This is a genomic window from Plantactinospora sp. WMMC1484 (genome assembly GCF_049315195.1).
Taxonomy (GTDB): Bacteria; Actinomycetota; Actinomycetes; order Mycobacteriales; family Micromonosporaceae; genus Plantactinospora.
The window spans coordinates 3,534,485-3,557,925 of sequence record NZ_CP186055.1 but is presented as its reverse complement, the minus strand read 5'-3'; the positions used below and the strand labels follow the sequence as shown (position 1 = coordinate 3,557,925).

Below are 23,441 nucleotides of genomic sequence, written 5' to 3'. Positions count from 1 at the left end.
GAGGTCGTCTCAGACACTGACCTTCGCCTCCTTCGCCCGGTCCTGCAACTCGCGGGCGCGCCGGCGGCTCGGGATCAGCCCCTGTGGCCGCAGCACCATCACCACCACCATCGCCACGCCGAACGCCAGCCACCGGTAGTCGGCGATGAACCGGAACCGCTCCGGCAGGTACGCCAACAGCACCGCGCCGAAGGCGACGCCGACCATGTTGCCCGAGCCGCCGACCACCACCATCGCGACGAAGAGGATCGAGAGTTGGGCGTTGAACTGCGTGGGGTCGATGAAGGCGTTCCGGCTGGCGAAGAGGAACCCGGAGAGTCCGCCGAGCGCCGCGCCGATGGCGAAGGCCCAGAGCTTGAACTTGAACGGGTACACCCCCATCACGGCGGCGGCATCCTCGTCCTCCCGGATCGCCAGCCAGGAGCGGCCGACCCGGCTGTTCTCCAGCAGCCGGACGGCGAAGACCATCAGCAGCACGACGGTGATCGCCAGCCAGTACCAGGGCTTGAGGTCCTGGAGGCCGAAGATGTTGTTGTCGGCCGCGGGTGGGCCCTGCGGACCGGGGATCGCGGAGATCCCGGCCGCGCCGTTGGTGACCTCGGTGAGGTTACGGGCGACGATCCGGATGATCTCGCCGAAGCCGAGCGTGACGATGGCCAGGTAGTCGCCGCGCAACCGCAGGGTCGGCCAGCCGAGGATCACCCCGGAGACCAGGCTGAGCGCGAGGGCGATCGGAATGCAGGCCGCCCACGTCACCGCCCAGGTCTGCGGGAGGTCGAAGCTCTGCTGCAACCACTGCACGACCGGCGAGTTCGTCGAGCCGAAGAGCGCCACGCTGTAGGCGCCGATCGCGAAGAACCCGATATAGCCCAGGTCGAGCAGGCCGGCCAGCCCCACCACCACGTTCAGGCCGATCGCGACCAGGACGTAGATGGCGCAGGTGAAGAGCACGCCGGCCCAGCTGTTGCCACCGACGATGTAGTCGGTACGCAGCCAGGTCAGGCCCGGGATGCCCAGGTAGGGCAGGTAGTAGAGGAAGGCGACGAACGCAAGGAATCCGACGGCACGCTGCCAGAGCGGAAGTGCCCTCCAGCGGTCGGCCACCCCGCCGATGGTGGCGCGGCGGCGGGCCTCGGCGGCCCGGAGCTTCTCCATCATGCGCGGGCCCTCCCCAGCGACTCGCCGAGCAGACCGGTCGGCCGGAACATCAGCACGACGATGAGCACCACGAAGGCCACCACGTCCTCCCAGGCCGAGGTGTAGAGGGTCGCGGCGTAGACCTCGACCAGGCCCAGGAAGAGGCCGCCGAGCAGGGCTCCCCGCAGGTTGCCGATCCCGCCGAGCACCGCCGCGGTGAACGCCTTGAGCCCCAGGACGAAGCCGAGGCTGCTCTGTGTGAAGCCGAAGCGGACGCTCCAGAGCAGCGCGGCGGCACCCGCCATCACGCCACCCAGGACGAAGATGAGCATGATGACCCGGTCCTGGTTGACCCCCATCAGGGCGGCGGTCTCCGGATTCTGGGCCACCGCCCGCACGCCGCGGCCGTAGCGGGTGCGGTTGATGAACCAGTCGAGCACGGCCATCATCACCAGGGCGGAGAAGAAGACCAGCGCCTGCACGTTGGTGATCGCGGTGTCGCCGATGCTGAACAGCGGCTTCTGCTCGATGAGCGTCGGCATACCGACGATCTGGCGCTCCCGCCCGAAGAGCGTGGGGAAGACACCGCCGACGAGCCGGGGCAGCAGCAGGCCGAGGATCTCCACCAGGACCAGCGACAACCCGATCGCGGTGATCAGGAAGACCAGGGGTGGTGCGTTACGCCGGCGCAGCGGGCGGTAGGCGACGCGTTCCAGCGCCAACGCGGTGCCGCCCGAGAAGATCGCGGCGGCGATCAACCCGACCAGCAGGAAGAAGATGACCTGCCCCACCGGCGGCCGGTCCTGCAGGCCGAACGCCGTCCAGGCACCGAGGACCCCGAAGGTGCCCACCACGAACACCTCGGAGTGAGCGAAGTTGATCAGTCGGAGTACGCCGTAGACCAGGGTGTAGCCGAGTGCGATCAGGGCGTAGATGGCGCCCTTGGAGAGGCCGTCGACGGTGTGCTGACCGAAGTGGCCGAATAGTTCATCGAAGTTCACAAAGGCTCCTTGCATCGAGCGCGGCCGGGGGGTTCACCCCCGGCCGCCCCCAAAAGACCCGGTCAGCTGAGCTTGAGCTCCTGCAGCGCGCTGATCTGGTTGGACTTGACCTCGTACGCCCAGATCACCACCTTGCTCGGGTCGACATCGCCCTTGTCGTCGAACTTGATGTACTTCGAGACGCCCTGCTTGTCGTAGGACTTCACGAACGCCAGGATGTCGGCCCGGCTCTGCTTGCCCGCCTCGAACGCGTCCAGGTAGACCTTGGCGGCGTCGAAGCCCTCCGCGCCGTAGGAGCCCGGCGCGATGCCGTACTCCTTCTGGTAGTCGGCGGAGAAGGTGCCACCGGCCTTGTCGGCGGGGAGGCACGGGCAGGTGATGATCGCGCCCTCGGCACCGCCGGCCGCGCCCTCGGGGAAGGCCGGGTCGTAGAGGCCGTCCGGACCGATGAACTTGGCGGCCACACCGGCGGCGCGCATCTGCCGGACCAGCGGGGCGGCCTCACGGGTGTAACCGCCGTAGAACAGGTAGTCGGCGTTGGCGCTCTTGATCTTGGAAACGGTGGCGTCGAACTGCGCCTGCCGCTCCTGGATCTTGTCGGTGGCGGCGACCAGCGGGCCGAGCGCCTTGCCGAGCTCGGCGGTGATGCCCGCACCGTACGCGCTGCCGTCGTCGACCACGAAGACCCGCTGCGCGTTCTGAGCCTTGAGGTAGGTCGCCACCGCGGCGGCCTGGGTGCCGTCGTGGCCGACGACCCGGAAGAACGAGGTGTTGCCCTTCTGGGTCAGGTCGATCCGGGTGGCCGACGGGCTCACCATCGCCAGGCCGGCGCCCTGGTAGACCGGCATGGTCGCGTCGGTCTCACCGGAGAAGTGCCCACCGATGACGCCGAGGAACGACGAGTCACCCGCGATCTGGCTGGCGAACGGCGTCGCCACCGCGGGGTCACCCTGGGTGTCGAACTCCTGGAGGGTTACCTGGCAGTCCGGCTTCGCCGCGTTGTGCTGCTTGACGGCGAGCTTGGCGCCGTTCAGCGACGGGATCACCAGACCCGCGTTGTCGCCGGTGAACGCGCCGAAGATCGCGATCTTGCCGCCACAGGCCTCGGCCTCGGTGCTGCCACCGCCGCCCGAGTCCTGGCAGCCGGCCGCGGCAACCATGACCGCCGCCAGGGCGGTGGTGCTCAGCGCCCGTACATACTTACGCCTCACGGCTCCTTGACCTCCTCAAAGTGCAGGTGACAACAACCTGGTGGCGGGATGCTGGAACGACACACCCGTCACCGGACGGAAAGCGTCCACCTGCGTTACGGCTCGTGAGGGCGGAGCGTACCGAGGCTCATTCGGTGAAGGAAAGGTCTGACGGCGGGGCTTGCCAAACCGTTACGAACACGTGCGTCCCCGTGACCACGCCCGTAACAACCGAGCCCGGCTTCGCCCCTTATCCACCCCCTCGTCCCGTCGGCGTGGGGAGGGGCGGGTCAGGTCCCGGAGGAGAACCGGGCGGTCCAGACGGTGCCCTCGCGACCGTCGTCCACCGCGAGCACCACCTGGCCGGCGCTGGCGACGGCGCTGACGTCCCGGCCCGCGCCGACCGGCATCGGCGCCGGACCGGTCACCGGCCGCCAGGACCGACCGCCGTTGCCGCCGGCCCAGAGTGTGTACGACGTGCCGTCGGAGACGGCGGCGAGCACACCGCCCCCGGCCACCGCCAGCGCACCCACCATCGGTACGCCGGCCGGGCCGCGTCCACCGAACGAACCGGCCAGTTCCCAGCCGTCGGTCGCCCGGCGCCAGGCGCCGAAGGTCCGGGCCCGCACCCCCACCGCCAGCGGTGTCCCGTCGACCACCACGACGCGCTGGAGTTCCTCGTACTCCCCGGTCGCCGGCACGGGCTCCCGCCGCCAGACGTGGCCGTCCGGTGAGGTCCAGGCGAGCGGGTCACGGTCGATCCGGCCGCCCGGTGGCAGGATCCCGCCGACCATCAGCCAGCCCTGTGCGGTGGCGGCCGCGTCGAAGGCCCAGGTCGTCCCACGGGCGTCGGTGGCGAGCTCCGGGACGCCCTCCTGGATCTCGAACCCCCCGGCGTCCGGGGAGAGCCAGGCCGCCGCGCCGCTCGACCGGTTGCCCACGATCAGGTAGCCGGACGGCCCGGCCACCATCCGGGCCACGTTCACCGCGGTCGGCCCGCCGTACAGTTCGAACCGGGCTTCGATCTCGACCAGGGAGCCGTCCGGCCGTTGCTGCCAGCTGCTCGCCCGGGGATTGCCGTGCGCGCCGCCCGGCTTGTCACCGAGCACCGCCAGCCGCCCCTCCTCGCAGGCCGCCGAATAGAGGACGCTGCGCCGGCCGTAGTAGCTCTTCGGTGCGAGCGGCAGCGAGGTCCAGGTGATCCCGTCGGAACTCGCCCATACCGCCGGTCGGGTCTCACCCGCCCCGGTGCCGACCCCGCCCGTCACGTACCACCGGCCGGCACAGCCGGCCGTGTCCCGGACCAGGAGCCGGCCCGGGGCACCGGCCGGCGCGGGCAGGACCACCCGCTGCCACTGCGGCCGGACGGGCTCGGGCGCCGACTCCGGCCGGCGGCCCTGACAGCCGGCGCCGATCAGCACGGCCACGACCAGCGTCCCGCCGAGGACGCGCCGTCCGGAAGACATCGACCGATTGTAGGCCCGAGCTCAGCCCGCCTCGGCCGGCTCGGCGCCCGTCCCCTCGGCCAGGATCCGCTCGGCCACCTCACGCATCGTCATCCGGTGGTCCATCGCGGTGCGCTGGATCCACTTGAACGCCTGCGGCTCGGTCATCCCGTACGTGGTCATCAGGGCGCCCTTGGCCCGCTCCACGATCTTGCGGATCTCCAGGCGGTCGGTCAGGCCGGCCACCTCGGCCTCCAAGGCGGCGATCTCCGAGTAGCGGGAGAGGGCGATCTCGATCGCCGGTACCAGGTCGCTCTTCTGGAACGGCTTCACCAGGTACGCCATCGCGCCGGCCGCCCGGGCCCGCTCGACCAGGTCACGCTGACTGAACGCGGTGAGGATGACCACGGGGGCGATCCGGCCACCGGCGATCCGCTCGGCGGCGGCCAGTCCATCCATGATGGGCATCTTGATGTCGAGGATGACGAGATCCGGCTTCAGCTCCTCGGCGAGGCGCACCGCGGTCTCACCGTCGCCCGCCTCCCCCACCACGTCGTAGCCCTCCTCGACCAGCATCTCGGCCAGGTCCAGCCGGATGAGCGCCTCATCCTCGGCGATCAACACCCGCCTACGCTCGGCACCAGCCTGAATGTCGGCCACGAGCTCCTACCCCCAACTACATTTCCGACACCTGCCAGCCGGGTGTCGCCGCCCTCAGCGTAGTGGGTAGTCTTATCGACGCCAGGCCCCTGTAGCCCAACCGGCAGAGGCGCGATTCTCAAAAGATCGACAGTGTGGGTTCGAATCCCACCGGGGGCACGCTCAACGTCACGAATGGTCGGCCCCCGGTGCCAGCACCCTGGGCCCGGCTCCAACCGGAGGGCCGGCGGGGGCGGAGCGCCGGCGACGCGGCCGACCCGACCACAGCGGCTCGTTGTCGATGGACTCTCTCTGACGCACGCCGGGATGGCCGGGAGGTCGGTCGCGCGGACGGTTCCGGAATCCGCCCGCGGAGTGGGCCGCCCGACGCCGGTTGGCCGGGGCTCCGGCTCCCTCCTGGCACGCACAATCGTCGATATCCGCTCCCACTCGGGCCGGGGCGTACGGCGCCCGTCCGGTGCGGCGGCACCACCGGCCCGGCCGCCCGGGGCGCCGCGATGGGCAGGACCGCCGCCACCGGTGTCCTGTTCGGCGAGAACCTGCCGCATTGCCGACACCATGCCGGTGGTGCCGGAGCACGGTCGCCACCGTGCCAGCCCGTCGACGGCCCCTCAGGAGAGCCAGCCCGGACGGACCAGGCCGGCCTCGTAGGCGAAGACCACGAGCTGGGCACGGTCGCGGGCGCCGAGCTTGACCATCGCGCGGGAGACGTGGGTCTTGGCGGTCGCCGGGCTGACCACCAGCTTCGCGGCGATCTCGTCGTTGGAGAGGCCGGTGGCGGCCAGCGCGACGACCTCCCGTTCCCGGTCGGTGAGCTCGGCCAGCTTCCGGGGCGGCGCCGGGGTGGCGGTCCGGGCCGCGAACTGCTCGATCACCCGGCGGGTGACGCTCGGCGACAGCAGGCCGTCGCCGGCCGCGACGATTCGAACACCACGGATGAACTCGGCCGGGTCAGTGCTCTTCACCAGGAAGCCGGCGGCGCCGGCCCGCAGCGCCTCGGCGACGTACTCGTCCAGCTCGAAGGTGGTCAGGACCACGATGCGGACCGCGGCGAGCACCGGGTCGGCGGCGATCTGCCGGGTCGCGGCCAGGCCGTCCACGCCCGGCATCCGGATGTCCATCAGCACGACGTCCGGGCGGAGCTGCCGGGCCAGCCGGACGGCGTGCGCGCCGTCGCTCGCCTCGCCGACCACCTCGATGTCCGGCTCGGCGTCCAGCAGCGCCCGGAAGCCGGCCCGGACCAGCGCCTGGTCGTCGGCGAGCAGCACCCGGATCACGGGGTGGGCTCCGCGCCGAGGGGCAGGCTGGTCTCGACCCGCCAGCCGCCGTCCGGTGCGGGGCCGGCGGTCAGCGTGCCGCCCAGCGCGGCGGCGCGCTCGCGCATGCCGGTGATCCCGTTGCCGGCCGCAGCCTCCGCCGGCTCCCGCGCGCCGCCGTCGTCGTCGATCCGGACCACCAGCGCCTCCGGCGTGTATTCGATCGTGATGGTGGCGGTGGCGCCCGGGCCGGCGTGCCGGCGGACGTTGGTCAGCGCCTCCTGGACGATGCGGTACGCCGCCCGGTCGGTGCCGGCCGGCAGGGCCCGGGGTTCGCCTCGGACCACCGTCCGGACCGGCATGCCGGCGTCCGCGGTCAGCCCGTCGAGCCGCTCCAGCCCCGGCGCCGGCGCCCGCGGCGCGGTGGCACCGCTGGTCGAGTAGAGCGTGCTGAGCACCGACTGGACCTCGCGCAGCGCCTCGGCGCTGGTCCGCTGGATCGTGTCGAGGGCGACCCGGGCCTGGTCCGGCTGCCGGCCCATCAGGTGCAGGCCCACCCCCGCCCGGACGTTGATCAGCGAGAGGTGGTGGCCGAGCACGTCGTGCAGCTCGGCGGCGATCCGCAGCCGTTCCTCGCTGGCCCGTCGGCGCTGCCGCTCCTCGTTGAGGCGCCACTGCTCCCGCATCGCCCGCTGGACACTCCGTACCGCCGGGGTGCCGAGTTCGGTGAGCAGGGCCAGGCCGGCGAGGAGCGCCGCCACGACGAGTGCGGCATCCAGGGTGGCACCGCGCAGCAGCACCCAGCCGGCGTACCCGGCGGCGGCGGAGCCCCAGGCCAGCCAGCGGTGCCCGGCGGTGATCGCGGCGGACGCCGCGATCACCGGCGCCAGGAAGGTCACACCGGGCGGCAGCCCGAGCAGGTGGTACGCCAACGTCGCGCCGGCGACGATCATGAAATTCCGCCGGGGAAACCGGTGCCGGTCGGCCAGCGCCAGTCCACCGAGGACGAGCAGCGCGTACCCGACGAAGCCCACCTCGGCCGGCTGCCCGGGGGCGAGAATCGCGGTGCCGGCGGGCTGTGCCAGTGCGGTCAGCACCGCCAGGCCGGGACCGGGACGCGGCCCCGGGCCGTGGCTGGACCGGGTCATACCAGAACTGTAGGCGAGCGGCGCCCGGATCGACCCGCGCCCAGGGGCGGCAGTTCGGCTACCCCGGGCGTGGTACGCCGCACCCGTGCGTACCACGTGGGGAGCAGCTGCGATGCCCCCGCCGACCCGACGCGATGCCCCGGCCGGAACCGACACGCTCTGCCCATGACGACCAACACTGTCCAGACGACCTACCCGGTCGACGCTGCCCAACGTCGGGCGGCGCGGGTGGTCGGATTCCTGTACCTGTTCCTGATGGCGGTCGGGGTCTTCGCCCAGCTCTACGTTCCGGCCAGGGTGATCGTGCCGGGCGACCCGGTGGAGACCGCCGAGGTGACCACCGGACTCTGGCTGCTGATCAGGGGTGTGCGGTGAACCCCGTCCGGGCCGTGCGGCCCACGAAGGAGGTAACGATGAAGGCGATCGTCCAGGACAGGTACGGCTCCGCCGACTCGCTCCGCCTCGCCGAGGTGGCCAGGCCGGTGGCCGCCGACGACCAGGTGCTGGTACGCATACACGCGGCAGCCGTCAACGCGTACGACTGGCACGCGATGCGCGGCGACCCGTACATCGCACGCCTGTCGTTCGGCCTGGGCGCCGGGCCGAGGGCGAGGATCCGGGGCCGGGACTTCGCCGGTCGGGTGGCGGCGGTGGGCCGGAACGTGACGCGGCTGCGGGTCGGCGACACGGTGTACGGCGACCTCGGCCCGAGCGACGGCGCCTTCGCCGAGTACGCCTGCGTCCGCGAGGAACTGGTCGAGGCGATGCCGGCGAACCTGACCTTTGCACAGGCGGCCGCGATGCCGGTGGCAGGCAGCACCGCCCTGATCTGCCTGCGGGACGCGGCCCAGCTCCAGCCGGGCCAGCACGTGCTGGTCAACGGCGCCTCGGGCGGGGTGGGCAGCTTCGCCGTGCAGCTCGCCAAGGCGTTCGGCGCGCGGGTGACCGGCGTGTGCAGCACCAGGAACCTGGAGCTGGTCTCGACGCTCGGTGCCGACGAGGTCGTCGACTACACCCGCGACGACTTCACCCGTGACGACTTCGTCCGAGCCGGAGGCCGCTACGACGTCGTGCTCGACCTCGTCGGGAACCGGTCGTTGGCCGACTGCCGCCGCGCGCTCACCGCGGACGGGACACTCGTGCTCTCCGGAGGAGGCGTGTCCGGGAGCGGCAGCCTGCTCGGGCCGGTCTCGCTGCTCAGCCGGGGGCGTCTGCTGGCCCGCTTCGTCCGGCAGCGGCTGGTCGTCCCGAGTACGACGCCCGGCCGGGAGAACCTGGTCGCCCTGCGCCAACTCGCCGAGGCCGGAAAGGTGGTGCCGGTCATCGACCGGAGCTATCCGCTCGAGAAGGCCCCCGAGGCCATCCGGTACGTCGAGGTCGAGCACGCCCGGGCGAAGGTCGTGATCACCGGATAGTCGGGGCGAGCCCCGGGGCCGGGGCGCTCAACTGCGCGGCGTGCGGGGCCGGCCGGAGGCCCGGCCACGACGCGGAGCGGTGGCCGTGCTGGCAGTCCCGGCACGGCCACGGTCCCGCTGCCGGTCAGCGGCGGCGAGGGCCGTGCCGACCCGCCCCTGGAGCGGCGTCGCGGCGAGGTGGTCGAGGGCCCGCCGCCGGTCCGGGAACGTGGGGAAGAGCCCGTCGATGCGCATGGTGTGCAGCACGGTGACGATGTACCGCGACGGCGCCGCCAGGTAGAGCACGCCGCCGGAGCGCTTGATGTGACGGTGCGCGCGGACCAGGCCGCCCAGGCCGGCGGAGTCGAGCATCGCCACGTCGCTCAGGTCGAGCACGACCGCCCGCCGTACCGCACCGGCGGCCATCAGCGCCTGGCGGAGCATCTCCGCGCCCAGCAGGTCGATGTCTCCGCCGAACCACACCACCGCGGCCGCCGGCTCGTACTCGACCCGCAGGCCCCGGGCCCCGGGCGGGGGCAGCGCCGGATCGGCGGACTCGGGGCGGTGCAGGATCCGGCTCGCCGCGCAGGCGGGACAGCGGTGCGGCCCCGCGGCAAAGGGTGAACCGGTCCAGCCGTGTTCGGCGGTCAGCCGCCAGACCGCCTCGCTGATCCTGACCCGCTGGTCCGCGCTGATGGTGACCCCACCGCAGTGGTCGCAGATCAGCTTCACCGTGTTGTTCTCGACACCGGGTACGACGGTCATCTCGGACCTCCAGGCCACGGGCGCGCGGACCCGGTGCATGGCAGGGCCGGCTCGAACCGACCCCGGCCCTGCCATGCACCTCTATGGGGGGAGGAAGGCATTTCGTGACAGCGGCAGCGAGGCGCTACCGCACCGCCCGGGAGGCGGCCGTGTCGCCCGGCACGGTCGCGGTCTCCGCCGTGCTCGGGTGCTCCGTTGTGCTCGGGTGCTCCGTTGTGCTCGGGTGCTCTGCCGCACTCTGGTTCGCCGTGCCGTGGTTCTCCGCCGCCGTGCGGTGCTCGCCCAGCGAGGGCTCGACGGTCAGCACCTGATCCACCCGGGCTATCTCCAGTAACCGCCGCAGTCGGGGCGAGGGTGCGCGCAGCGCGAGCGAACTGCCGATCCGCCGGCTGCGCCGATGCAGGTCGAGCAGGAGGGCGATCCCGGCGGCGTCGGCGTAGTGGCAGTGCGCCACGTCCAACACGACCCGGACGGAACCGCGCCGAAGGGCGGCATCGACGGCCGCGTCGAGGCCGGGTACCGCCGACCGGTCCAGCCGGCCGGTGACGACCACCTCGGTGCGGACGGCGGCCGTACCCCGTGCCGGAGGCGGCGCACTGTCCTGGTCGTCGGTCGCGTACATCCGGCACCTCCTCGGGCCCTCGCGGTCGGCACCACCAGCATGGATCGGGGTTGTCTCGGTCTCCCCGCAGCCATATGACGGTTTTATGACGCCACGGCCCCCGGGATGTCACGCAGGATTTCCCTGACGCTGTGCGCAGCGCGCATGATGGCGGCATGACAGGTGTGCTGGTGATCGACGACGACGACCGGATCAGACTGTCACTGACTCTCGCGCTACAGGACGAGGGCTACACCGTCCGCGCGGCGGCGTCGGCGGAGGAGGGCATCGCCGAGCAGCGCCGGCGACCCGCCGATACGGTCCTGGTCGACCTGATGCTACCCGGGATCGACGGCTACGAGTGCATCCGCGAGCTGCGCCGCAACGACGGGGTGCCGATCGTGGTGGTCAGCGCCCGCGACGACACCCACGACATCGTCGCCGCGCTGGAGGCCGGCGCCGACGACTACCTGGTGAAACCCGTGGCGGTCAAGGAGCTGACCGCACGGCTGCGTGCCCTGCGTCGCCGGACCCGCTCGGCGCTGGCGGTGCCGGGGCTGACCTTCGGTGACCTGGAGGTGGTGCCCGAAGCCGGCGAGGTCCGACTGGCCGGCGACCCGGTCGCGGTGACCCGGACCGAATTCCGGCTCCTCTGCGAGCTGGCCTACCACGCCGGCCGGGTGCTCAGCCGCCAGCAGCTACTCGAACGCGTCTGGGACTACACGGTGGGTGACGAGCGCCTCGTCGACGTACACGTGGGCCGGCTGCGGCAGAAAATCGAGACGGATCCGGCCGCGCCCCGGCACCTGGTTACCGTGCGGGGCCTGGGCTACCGGCTCCAGCGGTGAGACGGGCCGGCCTGCGGGCCCGGGTCACCGCCGGCTTCACCATCGGGGCGCTGATCCTCTCGGCGATGATGGCCCTGGTGTCGTACCAGCTCACTCGGGACGCGCTGCTCGACGAACGGGAACACACCGCCATCCGGGCCGCCTATCTGGAGGCCGCCGTCGTCCGGGCGCGCCTCGGCACGGAGCGGCCGGACATCGTCGAGATCCTCCGGTCGCTGGACACCGGCCAGACCCGCCGGGCCGTCCTCTGGCGCAGCGGGACGTGGTACGCCCGCAACGCCGACGCCGGCACCACCGAGGCGATCCCGCAGTCGCTGCAACGGTCGGTGCGCGACGGCCGGCCCACCATCCAGCGGGTACGGGCCCAGGGCCAGCCCGCCGTCGTGGTCGGCGTGCCGCTCTCCGACACGACCGCCTTCTACCACGTCGACTACCTGCACGAGCTGGAACACACCCTCCAGGTGCTCGGTCTCGTGCTCACCCTGGTCGCGGTCATCACGGCCGCCGCCGGTGCCGGGATCGGCTGGTACAGCACCCGCTACACGATGCGTCCGATCAACCTGGTCGCCGGCGCGGCGCAGGAGATCGCCAAGGGAGACCTCGGCGCCCGGCTCGACCCGGCCACCGAACCCGACCTCGCCCAGCTCACCACGTCCTTCAACGACATGGTCGACCAGCTCGCCCAACGGATCGAACGGGACCGCAGGTTCGCCGCCGACGTCAGCCACGAACTGCGCTCGCCGCTGCAGACGCTCGCGGCCGCGGCGAGCGTCCTCGACCGCCGCCGGGACCATCTCGACGAGCGCAGCGCCACCGCCGCCGGGCTGGTCGCCGACGAGGTGGACCGGTTCCAGCGGCTCGTCAACGACCTCCTGGAGCTGGCCCGCACCGACCAGCCCGCCGACCGGGGCCCGGTCGACGTGGTCAACCTCGCCCGCCAGGTGTGCCGGTCCCGGCAGCTGCCCGAGACGCTGCTCGAACGACGCGACCTCGACGACCGGGTGTGGGTGGTCGACCGGCGGCGGGTCGAGCAGGTGCTCGGTAACCTGGTCGACAACGCCAGCCGGCACGGTGGCGGGGCGTCCGCGATCCGGCTCGGCCGATCCCCCGGGGTGTACTACATCGAGGTCGACGACGAAGGGCCCGGCGTCGGGCCGGACGACAAGCAGGTGATCTTCGACCGGTTCGTCCGTGGCCGGACCGCCACCACGCGCGGCGACACGGAGGGGACCGGGCTCGGGCTCGCCATCGTGGCGCAGCACACGGCCGCGCACGGCGGGCAGGTCGCCGTACTCGACCGGCCGGGCGGCGGTGCCCGGTTCCGGGTGGAACTGCCGGAGGAACCGCGATGAACCAGCGACGGCCGGTGCGGCCGACCCTCGTCCTTCCCCTCCTGCTCGGCCTGGTGGTCGGCTGCCAGGTGCCGGTCGAGGAGACACCCCGACCGATCGACTCGCCTCCCGGGGTCACCGTCGAGGCGACCCGTCCGACCCCGCAACCCACCCGCTCGGGAGTGGTGGTCGAGCGGCTGTACTACCTCCGCGACGACAAGCTCGTACCGGTGACGCGCCGACTGCCGGACCCGCTGCCGGTCGACGCGCACCTGCAGTTGCTCCTCGCCGGTCCGGCCGAGGTCGAACAGCGCGCCGGCCTGACCAGCGCGGTGACCGGCTCGGACACGGTTCTCGGGGTGGAGGTCGCGGATGGCGAGGCGGTGGTCGAGGTCGGTGCCGGCCTCGCCGGCACCGGGCGCAACGACGAGATCCTCGCCTTCGGTCAGATCGTCCAGACCCTGACCGCGCGCCCGGACGTCGATCGGGTGACGTTCCGGCAGGGCGGCGAGCACCTGGGCATCCCCCGCGCCGACGGCGCGCTCTCCCGGGCGCCGCTGACCACACAGGACTACTCCGAACTCACCGTGCCGGGCTGACCCGACCGCACCGTGCCGGGCTGACCCGACAGCCCGGACAGGCCGGTCAGGCCGGCGTGGGCCCGGCCGCGAGCCGCCGGAGCACCTGCCGCATGTAATCCAGCACCCCCTGATCGTCGAGCCCGGCCGCCACGCTCGGCAGTTCGCCGATGCCGGCCCTGGCTTCGGCGACCTGGCCCGCCCAGGCCGGCGCGTCGAGCAGGCCCGACGCGTCGAGATAGCCGAGCACCCGGACGGCCTCGGTGCGGCGGTCGAGCTTCGCCATCATGTTGACGAACTCGACGGCCGCCACGCAGGCGCCGTGCATGTTGCCGGTGCCGAGCAGGTCCTCGACGTGCGAGCCGAGGGTGCGGTAGGCCAGCGCCCGGTCGCCGCGCCGGAAGAGCGTACGGGCCTCGACCGGTTTGTTCGGCGAATGGGTGCCGTCGGGGACCGGGACGCCGACCGCGGCGTCGAAGAACTCCTCGGCCCGGTCCTGCTGGCCCTGGAATGAGGCGGAGTAGCCGAGCAGCATCAGCGTCCAGTTCAACAGGGTCGGCGGCCCCTGCCGGCGGTAGCGGTCGGCCAGGCGCGCCACCAGGGCCTCACCCTCGGCGAACTGCCCACCGAAGAGCAGCGCCGCGCCGACGTCGACCTCGAGCTGTTCGGCAAGGTCGTCGTCACCCTGCCGCCGCAGCTCGGCCAGGGCCGGCGGCGCGGATCTGGCCATCGCCGCATAGTCCTCGTAGGCGGATGCCCGGGCATGCCGCACCAGCGGGTGGTCCGGTTCGGGAAAGCGGGCGACGAGGCTCTCGTACCCGGCCGAGTCCTGGCTGAGCTTGTATCGCTGGGCGGACCAACTGAGCCCGAAGACGACCAGCGCCTCGTCCTGCGGTGGCGTCATGGCGAGGATCCGCTCGACCCAGTCGCCGATCTCGTGGCGGCTGCGGAAGGCGATCTCCGCCACCACCGGCCGGACCAGGGCGTACCCGAGCTGCCGGTCACCGGTCGTGCAGGCCCACTCGAGCGCGGCGCGGTGGTTGGGCCAGAACTCGGCGAGCCGGGCGACGCCCTCGGCCTCCGCCGGACCGGCGAGGAGCCGGTGGATCCGGCCGACCCGGTCGAGACACCACCGGGCGTGGCGCTCGGCCATCGCCTCGCTCTCGCCGGTCGCGGCGAGATGCTCGGCCGCGAACTGGCGGATCGTCTCCAGCAGCCGGAAGCGCAGCCCGAACGGGCCGTTCTCGACGACCAGCATGGAGCGGTCCACGAGATCCCCCAGCACCCGGTCGACTCCGGCGCCGTCCAGCGCCCCGACGGCCGCGGCGTCCGTGCCGACCGCGGCGTCCGTGCCGACCGCAGCGTCCGCGGCGTCCGTGTCGGCCGCGACGTCCGTGTCATCCGTGTCGTCCGCGCCGACCCGGCAGGCGGCGGCGCGGTCGAACGGACCGGCGAAGATCGACAGCCGGCGGAGCAGCAGCCGCTCCGCCGGGCTGAGCAGGTCGTAGGACCAGCCGATGGTCGCCCGCAGCGTCCGGTGGCGGCCGTCGCCGCCGCGTCCGGCACCGACCAGGAGCCGGAGCCGGTCGTCGAGCCGGTCCAGCAGCTCCGCCGGGCTGAGGCTGGTGGTCCGGGCGGCGGCCAGTTCGATCGCCAGCGGTACGCCGTCCAGCCGCCGGCATATCTCCACCACCTCGGAACGGCTGTCCGACGCGTCGACGGTGGCGGAGAGCGCCGAGGCCCGCTCGACGAAGAGCTCCACCGCGGCACCGGCCGGCTCGAGCGGCGGTACCGCGACGAGCCGCTCGTGGCCGTGCCGGAGTCCGAGCCGTTCCCGGGAGGTGGCCAGCACCCGCGCCTGCGGGCAGCCGTCCGCGACGGCCTGGGCGAGTGCGGCGGCGCCGTCGACGACGTGTTCGCAGTTGTCCAGGACGAGGAGGGCGCGCCGGGAGGCCAGGGCCGCGACGATGGAACGGTCGAGCCGCCGTCCCGCGCTCTCCCTGACCCCGAGCGTGGCGGCGACCGCCCGGGGGACGTCGCCCGGCGCGGAGATCTCGGTCAGGTCGACCAGCCAGGCGCCGTCCTCGGGCTCGGCCCGCCACGCCGCCGCGATGGCGAGCCGGGTCTTGCCGATCCCGCCCGGCCCGACGAGGGTGACGACCGGATACTCGGCCAGCGCCTCCGCCACGATTCGGAGTTCGCCGGCCCGGCCGAACAGCCGGCCCGGCCGGCGGGGCAGGTTGCCGGGGTGACCTCCGCCGACCGGCGCGGGCAGCGCCAGCCGCTCGTCCTGGTTGAGTACCGACGATTCCAGCTCGCGCAGCCGGGGTCCGGGTTCGATCCCGAGTCCGTCGACAAGGTGTTGCCGGGCCGTCCGGTACGCCGCCAGCGCGTCGCTCTGCCGCCCGGTCCGGTACAGCGCCGTCATCAGCAGCGCCCACAGCCCCTCCCGCAGCGGATAGCTCGCGGTCAGCTCGGTCAGCCGGCCGACGGCGGCCGCAGGGTCACTGTCGATCCGGATTGCGAGGTCGGCCTCGACCGCGCCCAGCCAGCGCTCCACCAGACCGTCCGCGGCGGCGGCCAACCCGGGTGCGGCGAGTCCGGTCAGCGGTGGTCCCGTCCACTCGGCCAGCGCCGCGCCGGTCTCGCCGGCGTCGAGCAACCGCAGGAACCGGAGGGCGTCGACGGAGTCCGCCGCCAGCGCCAGCCGGTACGCGTCGCCGACCCGCACGACCATCCCGGCGCCGAGGCTGCGGCGCAGCCGGGCAACGTACGAGTGCAGGGTGCGGCCGGCCGTCCGGGGCGGATCGTCGCCCCAGACCAGTTCCACCAGCCGCCAGGTCGGGACCGGGGCACCGGCCGACAGGGCGAGCGCGGCGAGCAGGGCCTGGCACTTCGCCGGGCCCACCCGTACCGGCTCGCCCCGGTCACCGATCGCCGCGACGCCGCCGAGCAGGCGGATCCGGGTCACCGCCGGGGCGTGCCGGTCACCGCCGACGCCGACACCGCCGACACCGCCGACGCCGACACCGCCCCTGACACTGTCCACATTCGACCTGCCCACCACTCCTCCTCGCGGGCTCGCACACCCGCGGTGGACCGGTCGGCGTCCACGCCGCCCCCCACACCGACCGACCGGGGCGGTTCAACAGTGGCGCAACCGGCGCTCCACGGCAACACAACCGGGGGCGGGCACGGTCGGGGAATGAGTCAGCTCCCGTACCAGAGCCATCCCGACACCGCGCCCGGCCCGATCCCGTCGACCGGGCGCTCCCGCCCGGTCGGCGCCCGGTTGGTCGACGCCCGGCTCGCCGGCCTCCTCTATCTCGTCATCATCGTCTTCGGACTCTTCAGCGAGGTCTTCGTACGCGCCCGGCTGACCGTGCCCGGCGACCCGGTGGCGACCGCCGAGAACCTGCGCGGAGCCGAAGCCCTGTTTCGGCTCGGCTTCGTCGCCAACCTGGGATACCTGCTCTGCGAGGTCGTCCTCGTGGTCGTCCTCTACCACCTCCTCCGCCCGGTCAGCCGGACGGTCTCGATGGTCGCGGCGGCCTTCCGGTTCGGCTGTGTCACGATCTCCGCCCTCAACCTGCTCAACATGCTCGCCGCGATCGTCGTGCTCGACCAGAGCGGCCGGGCCGGCTTCGGCGCCGGCCAGCCGGAGGCTCTGGCCCTGCTCTTCCTCGACCTGCACCGGTACGGTTACGCCCTGGCCCTGACCTTCTTCGCGCTGAACTGCGCCGCCATGGCCTACCTGCTGGTCAGGTCGAGCCACGTCCCGACGTCGCTGGGTCTGCTGCTGGGCGTCGCCGGGCTGGGCTACCTGGTGAGCAGTCTCGCCGCCTTCCTCGCCCCCGGCAGCGGGGGCACCCTGCTGACCCTGCTCCTCGCGCCGGCCCTCGTCGCGGAGGTCTGGCTCTGCCTGCTGCTGCTGATCAGGGGTGGCGGCCCGGAGATCTGGGCCGAGCCGCCGGCCGTCCAAAGGTCTCCGGCGGTCACCCGAGCCGCCGGCTAAACCGGCCGGCGACGCCTCCCGCCGCCGGCCACTCCCGCCGCCGGCCACTCCCGCCGCCGGGGCCCGCCGCCGGTCAGCCCTGGCGGCGGGCGACCAGGACGGCATCGTGGATCGTGATGTCGCGTCCCTCCGGATCCACCGCGGGGCGCGGTCGGGTCTCGGCGGCCACTACCGTCCAGTCGCTCGGGTCAAGCCCGGCCGCCACCTCCTCGGCGGTGAACATCATGTCCGGGAAGTGCATCCGGTGTGCCGAGGTCCGCAGGTCCGACGGGTGGTGCCCGACGATCAGCAGGGTGCCGCCGGTGGCCACCGCGCCGGCCAGCCGGGCGAACAGCTCCCGGCGCTCCCGGCCGGGCGCGTGCATGAAGTGCGAGGTCACCAGGTCGTAGCGGCCCGGCTCCGGCTGCTGTTCGTGCAGGTCCGCGTGCCGCCACTCGATCCGGGCGGCGACCTCGGCACCGGCCGCCCGGGCGTGCGCGGCGGCCCGCTCCAGGGCGGTGGTCGAGATGTCCACCCCGGTCACCCGCCAGCCCCGCTCGGCGAGCCAGATGGCGTCGGCGCCCTCGCCGCTGCCGACGTCCAGGGCCCGGCCCGGCGCCAGCCCGGCCGCCTCGGCCACGAGCTGCTGGTTGGGGTGACCGCTCCAGATCTCCGGACGGGCCCGGTAGCGCTCCTCCCAGCCGGCCTCGGAGAACATCGTCCGCACCTGCTCCCGGTACGCCTCGACGGCGTACCGGGTCTCCTCGGCGACCAGGTCGGCGTTGATCGCCGCCCCGGCCATCAGTCCGGCGGCGGCGGACGAGATCACCTGGGCGCGTACGTCCGCCACGTTGCCGGCGACCCAGACCCCCGGCACCGAGGTGGCACCGTCCGGTCCGGCGGGGATCTGGCTGCCGACGACGTGCCCGGCCATCTCCACGTCGACCGGCTTGATCCCGAGGGTCTCCAGCACGCCGCCGCGGGCGGTGAAGCGGGGCGCGACCACCACCGCGTCGAGCGCGACGGTCTCGCCCGAGGCCAGGCGTACCCCGGTGAGGGTGTCGCCGGCCACCTCCAGGCCGGCTACCCGGCCGGGCACGACGGCGATGCCGCGTGCCGCGAGCTGTTCGGCACCGGCCTCGTCCGGCTCCGGGGTGTCGTGCGTCAGCAGCATCACCTGCGCACTCAACTGCCGCCACAGGCTCGCCTGGTGCAGCGACATCGGACCGGTCGCCAGTACGCCGATCCGGCGGTCCCGCATCTCCCAGCCGTGACAGTACGGGCAGTGCAGCACGTCCCGCCCCCACCGATGCGCCAGCCCCGGCACGTCGGGCAGCTCGTCGACCAGGCCGGTCGTCACCAACAGCCGCCGGGCCCGCAGCTCCGCTCCGCCGTCCAGGGTCAGCCGGAACCCGTCGCCGTCCCGCGCCGCGGTCTCGACCCGACCGGCGAGGAGTTCGCCGCCGTACCCGGTCAGCTCGGCACGCCCGGCCGCCACCAGCTCCCCCGGCGGCGTACCCTCCCGGCCCAGATAGTTGTGCACCCCGTCGGCGGGTGCGTTGCGCGGCTGCCCGGCGTCCACCACCAGCACCGAGCGCCGGGAGCGGGCCAGCGCCACGGCTCCGCTCAGCCCGGCGGCGCCCCCGCCGACCACGACCACGTCGTACGTCCTGTCCACGCTGCGCTTCCCTTCGTCCGATCTCCTGGGTCCACCGTGCGACCCATCGAGACATGCGGCAACTATCCTTGCTGTTATGGCAAACGACGAGTTCGCGCTGACCTCGGTCGGTCCCCGGCTGCGGTCGCTGCGCCAGCAGCGGGGCAGCACGCTGACCCAGCTCGCCGAGGTCACCGGCATCTCGGTCAGCACCCTCTCCCGGCTGGAGTCGGGCGGCCGCCGGCCCACCCTGGAGCTGCTGCTGCCGCTCGCCCGAGCCTTCCAGGTCTCCCTCGACGAACTGGTCGACGCGCCCGCCACCGCCGACCCGCGGGTGCATCCCCGGCCGATCGTCCGGCACGGCGTCACGTTCCTCCCGCTGACCCGCCGACCGGGCGGTGTGCAGGCGTTCAAGCAGATCCTCCCGCCGAACACCCCGACGGGCGAGACGGAGTTGCAGACGCACGAGGGCTACGAGTGGCTCTACGTGCTCTCCGGACGCCTGCGCCTGCGGCTCGGCGAGCACGACCTGATGCTGACCCCCGGTGAGGTCGCCGAGTTCGACACCCGGCTGCCGCACCACGTCAGCAACCCCGGCCCGGGGGTCGCGGAGGCGCTCAACCTCTTCGGCCCGCAGGGCGAACGCCTGCACGTCCGGGCCCGTCCCGCCGCACGCTGACCCCGCGATCCGCAGCTCGGACGGAAGAAATCCCGCCCCTCGCCGGTTGCCGCAGGGTGTGATCACCGTACCGCTGTCTGTCCTTGACCTCGCACCGGTCGCCGCCGGCACCACCGCCGGCGCGGCCCTGCGGCACACCACCGAGCTGGCCCGGCGCACCGAGCAACTCGGCTACCACCGCTTCTGGGTGGCCGAGCACCACAACATGCCGGCCATCGCGAGTTCCGCCCCGGCCGTGCTGATCGCCCACGTCGCGGCGGCCACCTCGACCATCCGGGTCGGCTCCGGCGGGGTGATGCTGCCCAACCACGCGCCGCTGGTGGTGGCCGAGCAGTTCGGCACGCTGGAGGCGCTGCACCCGGGCCGGATCGACCTCGGCATCGGCCGGGCGCCCGGTACCGACCAGCCGACCGCGCTGGCCCTGCGCCGCACCATGGCAGGGCTGTCCGCCGAGAACTTCCCGGAAGAGCTGGACGACCTGGTCAACTACTTCACCGGCGAACGGGCCGGGCCGATCACCGCCACCCCCGGCCACGGCGACCGGCCAGCGATCTGGCTGCTCGGCTCCAGCGGGTTCAGCGCCCGGCTCGCCGGGCTGCTCGGCCTGCCGTTCTCCTTCGCGCACCACTTCAGCGCCGCCAACACCCTGCCGGCGCTGGCCCTCTACCGGCAGAGCTTCCGCCCCTCGCGTTGGCTGGAGCGGCCGTACGCGATGGTGGCGGTCAACGCGGTCTGTGCCGAGGACGACGAGCGGGCGGAGTGGCTCTCCGGGCCGGCCTCGCTGTCGTTCCTACGGCTGCGCACCGGCCGGCCCGCACCGCTGTCCAGCCCGGAGGAGGCGGCGGCGTACCCCTACACCGAGGTGGAGCGCCAGTTCGTCGCCGAGCGGCGGGAGGGGCAGGCGCTCGGCTCGCCCGAGACGGTCCGCCGGCAACTGACCGACCTGCTGGCCCGGACCGAGGCTGACGAGCTGATGCTCACCACGATGGTCTACGACGTCGCCGACCGGGTGCGCTCGTACGAACTGGTCGCCGAGAAGGTCGCCGGCGGCCTGCGGCAACCGGAGTGAGCAGTGCTGCGGCGACCGGAGTGAGCGGGCCTGCGGCAACCGGAGTGAGCCGGGCCGGGCTGACCGGCGTGAGCGGCGTCACGGGCTCCGGGAGGCGCGAAACACACTCTTCACTCCAGCGTCATCGACGCGCACCGGAACCCGCCTAATGTTTTCCCCGGTGGTGGTTCGACAAGCGCGATCGGGACGGGTCGCGTGATGTCGCGGTGTGTGCCGCACCGGCACGCGGGGAGATGAGCGACCCCGCGGGCCGGTGCGGCTTCGCGTTTCGGCGCCGACCGCTGCGGTCGACACCGGGCAGCCTATGCGGCTACCGCAGATAAATCGACGGGTTGGGCGGCGTGGACATGCCGTTGCCGATGAAGAAGCTCGGATGCGGCGGCTGGTTGTAGGCGGTGTTCTGCCAGGCGATCGCCACCCGATACATCGGGTCGTGCATCAGGGTGAAAATCCGGGTGCTGGTCTGCGTCGGAGTGCTGTAGATCCGCAGCGCGGAACTGTCACTCGTCCGCCAGATCACCTCCTCGCGCCAGTCGCCGAGAATGTCCGCGGAGAGCGCCGGAGTGGCCTTGGTGCCGTTGTTCGACGCCACCCCGCTGCCGGTGAGCAGCCGGGTGTCCGAGCCGGTGCCGTACTTGTCGATTCGGGTCTGGTCGAGCAGTTCCCGGACGGGGTCGCCGTCCCACCAGATCAGGAAGTTCGCCGAGGAGGGCTTGCGACCGACGTTCGCACCGGACGGGCTGCGCAGCCCGTCGGCGGCCGACGACCAGGACTCCGCCCCCGGGCTGCCGGCGTAGATGTCGCCGGAGACGCCGCGGCCGTTGTCCCCGGCCGGCGACGTCGACCAGTAGACCTGCCCGGTACGCGCGTTGGCGAACCACGACGACGGCTTCGAGGAGTCCTCGCTGACCTTGAAGTACTCCAGCCCGGAGCGACCGGGGTCGAGGTCGCCGAGGTGGGCCGCGTCGCCGTGCCCGTGGCCGGTGTTCCAGAGCGGGGAGCCGTTGTCGTCGATCGCCATGGCGCCGTAGAGGATCTCGTCCCGGCCGTCGGCGTCCACGTCGCCGATGGTCAGCGCGTGGTTGCCCTGCCCGGCGTACTGCGAGCCGGCCGAGTTGGAGTCGAAGGTCCAGCGCCGGGTGAGCGAGCCGTTGCGGAAGTCCCAGGCGACGACGACGCTCCGGGTGTAGTAGCCGCGCGCCATGATCAGCGAGGGTCGCTGCCCGTCCAGGTACGCCGTACCGGCGAGGAACCGGTCGACCCGGTTGCCGTAGTTGTCGCCCCAGGACGAGACGGTGCCCCGGGCCGGCACGTAGTCGACCGTCGAGCGGACCGCACCGGTCTGACCGTCGAACATGGTCAGGAACTCCGGTCCGGCCAGCACGTAACCGCTGGAGTTGCGGTGGTCCGCCGAGGACGACCCGATCACCTGGCCGGTGCCGGAACGGCTGCCGTCGGCGGTCTTCATCGCCACCTCGGCGCGGCCGTCCCCGTCGTAGTCGTAGACCTGGAACTGGGTGTAGTGGGCGCCGGCCCGGATGTTGCGCCCCAGGTCGATCCGCCACAGCCGGGTGCCGGTCAGCGTGTACGCGTCGACGTAGACGTTGCCGGTGTAACCGGACTGCGAGTTGTCCTTGGCGTTGGACGGGTCCCACTTGAGGACGATCTCGTACCGGCCGTCGCCGTCCAGGTCACCGACGGAGGCGTCGTTCGCCGCGTAGCTGTACGACTCGCCGGAGGGCGTCGTGCCACCCGGCGGCACCTGGAGGCGTACGTCGAAGTAGCCGTTGCCGAACTGGAGGGCCGGCGCCGACGCGGCCTGTTCGGTCCCGTTCACCACCGCCCGGACGGTGTAGGCCGAGCCGGCGGCGGCACCTGAGTCGAGGTAGTTGGTGGCGCCGGTGATCGGGGTCGAGTTGACCCGGGTCGAGCCGCGGTAGAGGTTGAACGAGACGCCGGAGGTCTCGGTGCCGAGCAGCCGCCAGGAGACCAGGTTGGCGCTGCCGGAGCGGACGCTGACCAGACCCCGGTCGAGGTCCTCCATCTGCTTCGCCCCGGCCGGCGGGTTCGTCGGCGGGGTGGTCGGCGGCGGGGTGGTGACCGGCGGCGGGGTCGCCGGTGGGGTGGTCGCGGGCGGGGTCGTGGCCGGCGGGGTGCCGGTCGGTGGGCCGCCCGGCGTGGTCGGTGCCACCGAGCCGGTGCAGGTGGTGCCGTTCATCGCGAAGCTCGCCGGCACCGGGTTGCTGCCGTTCCAGGATCCGTTGAAGCCGAACGACGTGCTGGCGTTGGTGGCGAGCGAGCCGTTGTAACTGACGTTGCTGGCGGTGACCTGGCTGCCGCTCTGGCTGACGGTGGCGTTCCAGACCTGGGTGACCTGCTGCCCGGCCGCGTAGTTCCAGGTCAGCGTCCAACCGGTGACCGGGTCGCCGAGATTGGTGAGGCTGACGCTGGCGCCGAAGCCACCCTGCCACTGGTTGGTCACCTGGTAGTCGACCCGGCAGCCGGCGGCGGCGGCCGAGGCGACCACGGTGACGGTCCCGGTCGTGGTCAGGACGGCCGCGGCGGTGGCGGCGAGCAGGGTTCTGCGATGGCGCGAGATGCGCATGATCAACTCCGTCGAGGCGGGGCGCGGTGCCGAGCCACCTCGGCCCGGCCGTGGCGGCGGTGCCGTGCCGGCCCTGCCCGGGG

Annotated in this window: 20 protein-coding genes and 1 tRNA gene; 9 read left to right on the top strand and 12 right to left on the bottom strand. The window is 72.9% G+C overall.

Translation table 11 applies throughout. The features are described from left to right. Positions 1–9: 9 nt before the first annotated feature. The 5 genes from ACN28C_RS15580 to ACN28C_RS15560 all read right to left on the bottom strand — a co-directional run bounded on the left by ACN28C_RS15580 (position 10) and on the right by ACN28C_RS15560 (position 5,433). Positions 10–1,158, bottom strand: a complete 1,149-nt coding sequence (locus ACN28C_RS15580) for a branched-chain amino acid ABC transporter permease (RefSeq protein WP_422774164.1) — start codon at positions 1,156–1,158, stop codon at positions 10–12. Continuing rightward, positions 1,155–2,138, bottom strand: coding sequence for a branched-chain amino acid ABC transporter permease (locus tag ACN28C_RS15575; protein WP_422774163.1), 984 nt, complete (start codon positions 2,136–2,138; stop codon positions 1,155–1,157). The genes ACN28C_RS15580 and ACN28C_RS15575 overlap by 4 nt, the downstream gene beginning before the upstream one ends. Before the next feature lie 62 nt (positions 2,139–2,200). Further along, the gene (locus tag ACN28C_RS15570) at positions 2,201–3,349 is read right to left on the bottom strand and encodes a branched-chain amino acid ABC transporter substrate-binding protein (protein ID WP_422774162.1); all 1,149 of its coding nucleotides are present in this window, start codon (positions 3,347–3,349) and stop codon (positions 2,201–2,203) included. Positions 3,350–3,618: 269 nt separating this feature from the next. Continuing rightward, entirely contained in the window at positions 3,619–4,794 is a 1,176-nt protein-coding gene (locus tag ACN28C_RS15565) for a hypothetical protein (RefSeq protein WP_422774161.1), read from the bottom strand. A 21-nt stretch (positions 4,795–4,815) separates the two neighbouring features. Then, a complete protein-coding gene (locus tag ACN28C_RS15560) occupies positions 4,816–5,433 on the bottom strand; it encodes an ANTAR domain-containing response regulator (RefSeq protein WP_422774160.1) in 618 nt (205 codons plus the stop codon). Between the two features lie 85 nt (positions 5,434–5,518). On the opposite strand from ACN28C_RS15560, the gene ACN28C_RS15555 reads away from it, so the two are divergent. Then, positions 5,519–5,592 (top strand) — tRNA-Leu (locus ACN28C_RS15555). Positions 5,593–6,044: 452 nt separating this feature from the next. Here ACN28C_RS15555 and ACN28C_RS15550 read toward each other — a convergent pair. Both ACN28C_RS15550 and ACN28C_RS15545 read right to left on the bottom strand, forming a co-directional pair. After that, a complete protein-coding gene (locus ACN28C_RS15550; RefSeq protein WP_422774159.1) occupies positions 6,045–6,710 on the bottom strand; it encodes a response regulator in 666 nt (221 codons plus the stop codon). Beyond that, positions 6,707–7,837 (bottom strand): sensor histidine kinase, encoded by a 1,131-nt coding sequence (locus ACN28C_RS15545; protein WP_422774158.1) that lies wholly within the window; start codon positions 7,835–7,837, stop codon positions 6,707–6,709. Before ACN28C_RS15545 ends, ACN28C_RS15550 begins: the two co-directional genes overlap by 4 nt. Positions 7,838–8,002: 165 nt before the next feature. On the opposite strand from ACN28C_RS15545, the gene ACN28C_RS15540 reads away from it, so the two are divergent. Continuing rightward, positions 8,003–8,212: a hypothetical protein gene (locus tag ACN28C_RS15540; RefSeq protein WP_422774157.1), complete on the top strand. Its 210-nt coding sequence runs from the start codon at positions 8,003–8,005 to the stop codon at positions 8,210–8,212. A 38-nt stretch (positions 8,213–8,250) separates the two neighbouring features. Next, entirely contained in the window at positions 8,251–9,252 is a 1,002-nt protein-coding gene (locus tag ACN28C_RS15535; protein WP_422774156.1) for an NAD(P)-dependent alcohol dehydrogenase, read from the top strand. A 27-nt stretch (positions 9,253–9,279) separates the two neighbouring features. Here the strand turns inward: ACN28C_RS15535 and ACN28C_RS15530 are convergent, their stop codons facing one another. Then, on the bottom strand, positions 9,280–9,996 hold the full coding sequence (locus tag ACN28C_RS15530) for an STAS domain-containing protein (protein ID WP_422774155.1): 717 nt from the start codon (positions 9,994–9,996) through the stop codon (positions 9,280–9,282). A gap of 124 nt (positions 9,997–10,120) precedes the next feature. Next, positions 10,121–10,618 (bottom strand): STAS domain-containing protein, encoded by a 498-nt coding sequence (locus ACN28C_RS15525; RefSeq protein ID WP_422774154.1) that lies wholly within the window; start codon positions 10,616–10,618, stop codon positions 10,121–10,123. 155 nt (positions 10,619–10,773) lie between these two features. Here ACN28C_RS15525 and ACN28C_RS15520 point away from each other — a divergent pair, with 155 nt between their 5' ends. From ACN28C_RS15520 to ACN28C_RS15510, 3 genes are read left to right on the top strand one after another with little or no spacing between them, the layout of a single operon-like run. Then, entirely contained in the window at positions 10,774–11,445 is a 672-nt protein-coding gene (locus ACN28C_RS15520; RefSeq protein WP_422774153.1) for a response regulator transcription factor, read from the top strand. After that, a complete protein-coding gene (locus tag ACN28C_RS15515; protein WP_422774152.1) occupies positions 11,442–12,797 on the top strand; it encodes a sensor histidine kinase in 1,356 nt (451 codons plus the stop codon). The genes ACN28C_RS15520 and ACN28C_RS15515 overlap by 4 nt, the downstream gene beginning before the upstream one ends. Next, a complete protein-coding gene (locus ACN28C_RS15510) occupies positions 12,794–13,375 on the top strand; it encodes a GerMN domain-containing protein (protein ID WP_422774151.1) in 582 nt (193 codons plus the stop codon). The genes ACN28C_RS15515 and ACN28C_RS15510 overlap by 4 nt, the downstream gene beginning before the upstream one ends. A 46-nt stretch (positions 13,376–13,421) precedes the next feature. Here the strand turns inward: ACN28C_RS15510 and ACN28C_RS15505 are convergent, their stop codons facing one another. Then, positions 13,422–16,325 carry a BTAD domain-containing putative transcriptional regulator gene (locus tag ACN28C_RS15505; protein WP_422774684.1) on the bottom strand — a complete coding sequence of 968 codons (2,904 nt, stop codon included), beginning with the start codon at positions 16,323–16,325 and terminating at the stop codon, positions 13,422–13,424. Between the two features lie 234 nt (positions 16,326–16,559). On the opposite strand from ACN28C_RS15505, the gene ACN28C_RS15500 reads away from it, so the two are divergent. Continuing rightward, positions 16,560–17,369 carry a DUF4386 domain-containing protein gene (locus ACN28C_RS15500; RefSeq protein WP_422774150.1) on the top strand — a complete coding sequence of 270 codons (810 nt, stop codon included), beginning with the start codon at positions 16,560–16,562 and terminating at the stop codon, positions 17,367–17,369. A gap of 73 nt (positions 17,370–17,442) precedes the next feature. Here ACN28C_RS15500 and ACN28C_RS15495 read toward each other — a convergent pair whose 3' ends face one another. Next, positions 17,443–19,026: an FAD-dependent oxidoreductase gene (locus tag ACN28C_RS15495; protein ID WP_422774149.1), complete on the bottom strand. Its 1,584-nt coding sequence runs from the start codon at positions 19,024–19,026 to the stop codon at positions 17,443–17,445. A gap of 76 nt (positions 19,027–19,102) precedes the next feature. On the opposite strand from ACN28C_RS15495, the gene ACN28C_RS15490 reads away from it, so the two are divergent. Then, complete coding sequence (locus ACN28C_RS15490; protein ID WP_422774148.1) at positions 19,103–19,684, top strand: helix-turn-helix domain-containing protein; 582 nt, start codon at positions 19,103–19,105, stop codon at positions 19,682–19,684. Positions 19,685–19,742: 58 nt separating this feature from the next. Next, on the top strand, positions 19,743–20,753 hold the full coding sequence (locus tag ACN28C_RS15485) for an LLM class flavin-dependent oxidoreductase (protein WP_422774683.1): 1,011 nt from the start codon (positions 19,743–19,745) through the stop codon (positions 20,751–20,753). 310 nt (positions 20,754–21,063) lie between these two features. Here ACN28C_RS15485 and ACN28C_RS15480 read toward each other — a convergent pair whose 3' ends face one another. Next, positions 21,064–23,358, bottom strand: a complete 2,295-nt coding sequence (locus ACN28C_RS15480) for a cellulose binding domain-containing protein (RefSeq protein WP_422774147.1) — start codon at positions 23,356–23,358, stop codon at positions 21,064–21,066. Positions 23,359–23,441: the final 83 nt, after the last annotated feature.

Bases quoted from the DNA above. Each gene is read 5' to 3' on its own strand.
- ACN28C_RS15580 (WP_422774164.1), bottom strand. From the start codon at position 1,158: ATGATGGAGAAGCTCCGGGCCGCCGAGGCCCGCCGCCGCGCCACCATC.
- ACN28C_RS15565 (WP_422774161.1), bottom strand. From the start codon at position 4,794: ATGTCTTCCGGACGGCGCGTCCTCGGCGGGACGCTGGTCGTGGCCGTG.
- ACN28C_RS15545 (WP_422774158.1), bottom strand. From the start codon at position 7,837: ATGACCCGGTCCAGCCACGGCCCGGGGCCGCGTCCCGGTCCCGGCCTG.
- ACN28C_RS15540 (WP_422774157.1), top strand. From the start codon at position 8,003: ATGACGACCAACACTGTCCAGACGACCTACCCGGTCGACGCTGCCCAA.
- ACN28C_RS15535 (WP_422774156.1), top strand. From the start codon at position 8,251: ATGAAGGCGATCGTCCAGGACAGGTACGGCTCCGCCGACTCGCTCCGC.
- ACN28C_RS15530 (WP_422774155.1), bottom strand. From the start codon at position 9,996: ATGACCGTCGTACCCGGTGTCGAGAACAACACGGTGAAGCTGATCTGC.
- ACN28C_RS15525 (WP_422774154.1), bottom strand. From the start codon at position 10,618: ATGTACGCGACCGACGACCAGGACAGTGCGCCGCCTCCGGCACGGGGT.
- ACN28C_RS15520 (WP_422774153.1), top strand. From the start codon at position 10,774: ATGACAGGTGTGCTGGTGATCGACGACGACGACCGGATCAGACTGTCA.
- ACN28C_RS15510 (WP_422774151.1), top strand. From the start codon at position 12,794: ATGAACCAGCGACGGCCGGTGCGGCCGACCCTCGTCCTTCCCCTCCTG.
- ACN28C_RS15500 (WP_422774150.1), top strand. From the start codon at position 16,560: ATGAGTCAGCTCCCGTACCAGAGCCATCCCGACACCGCGCCCGGCCCG.
- ACN28C_RS15490 (WP_422774148.1), top strand. From the start codon at position 19,103: ATGGCAAACGACGAGTTCGCGCTGACCTCGGTCGGTCCCCGGCTGCGG.
- ACN28C_RS15480 (WP_422774147.1), bottom strand. From the start codon at position 23,358: ATGCGCATCTCGCGCCATCGCAGAACCCTGCTCGCCGCCACCGCCGCG.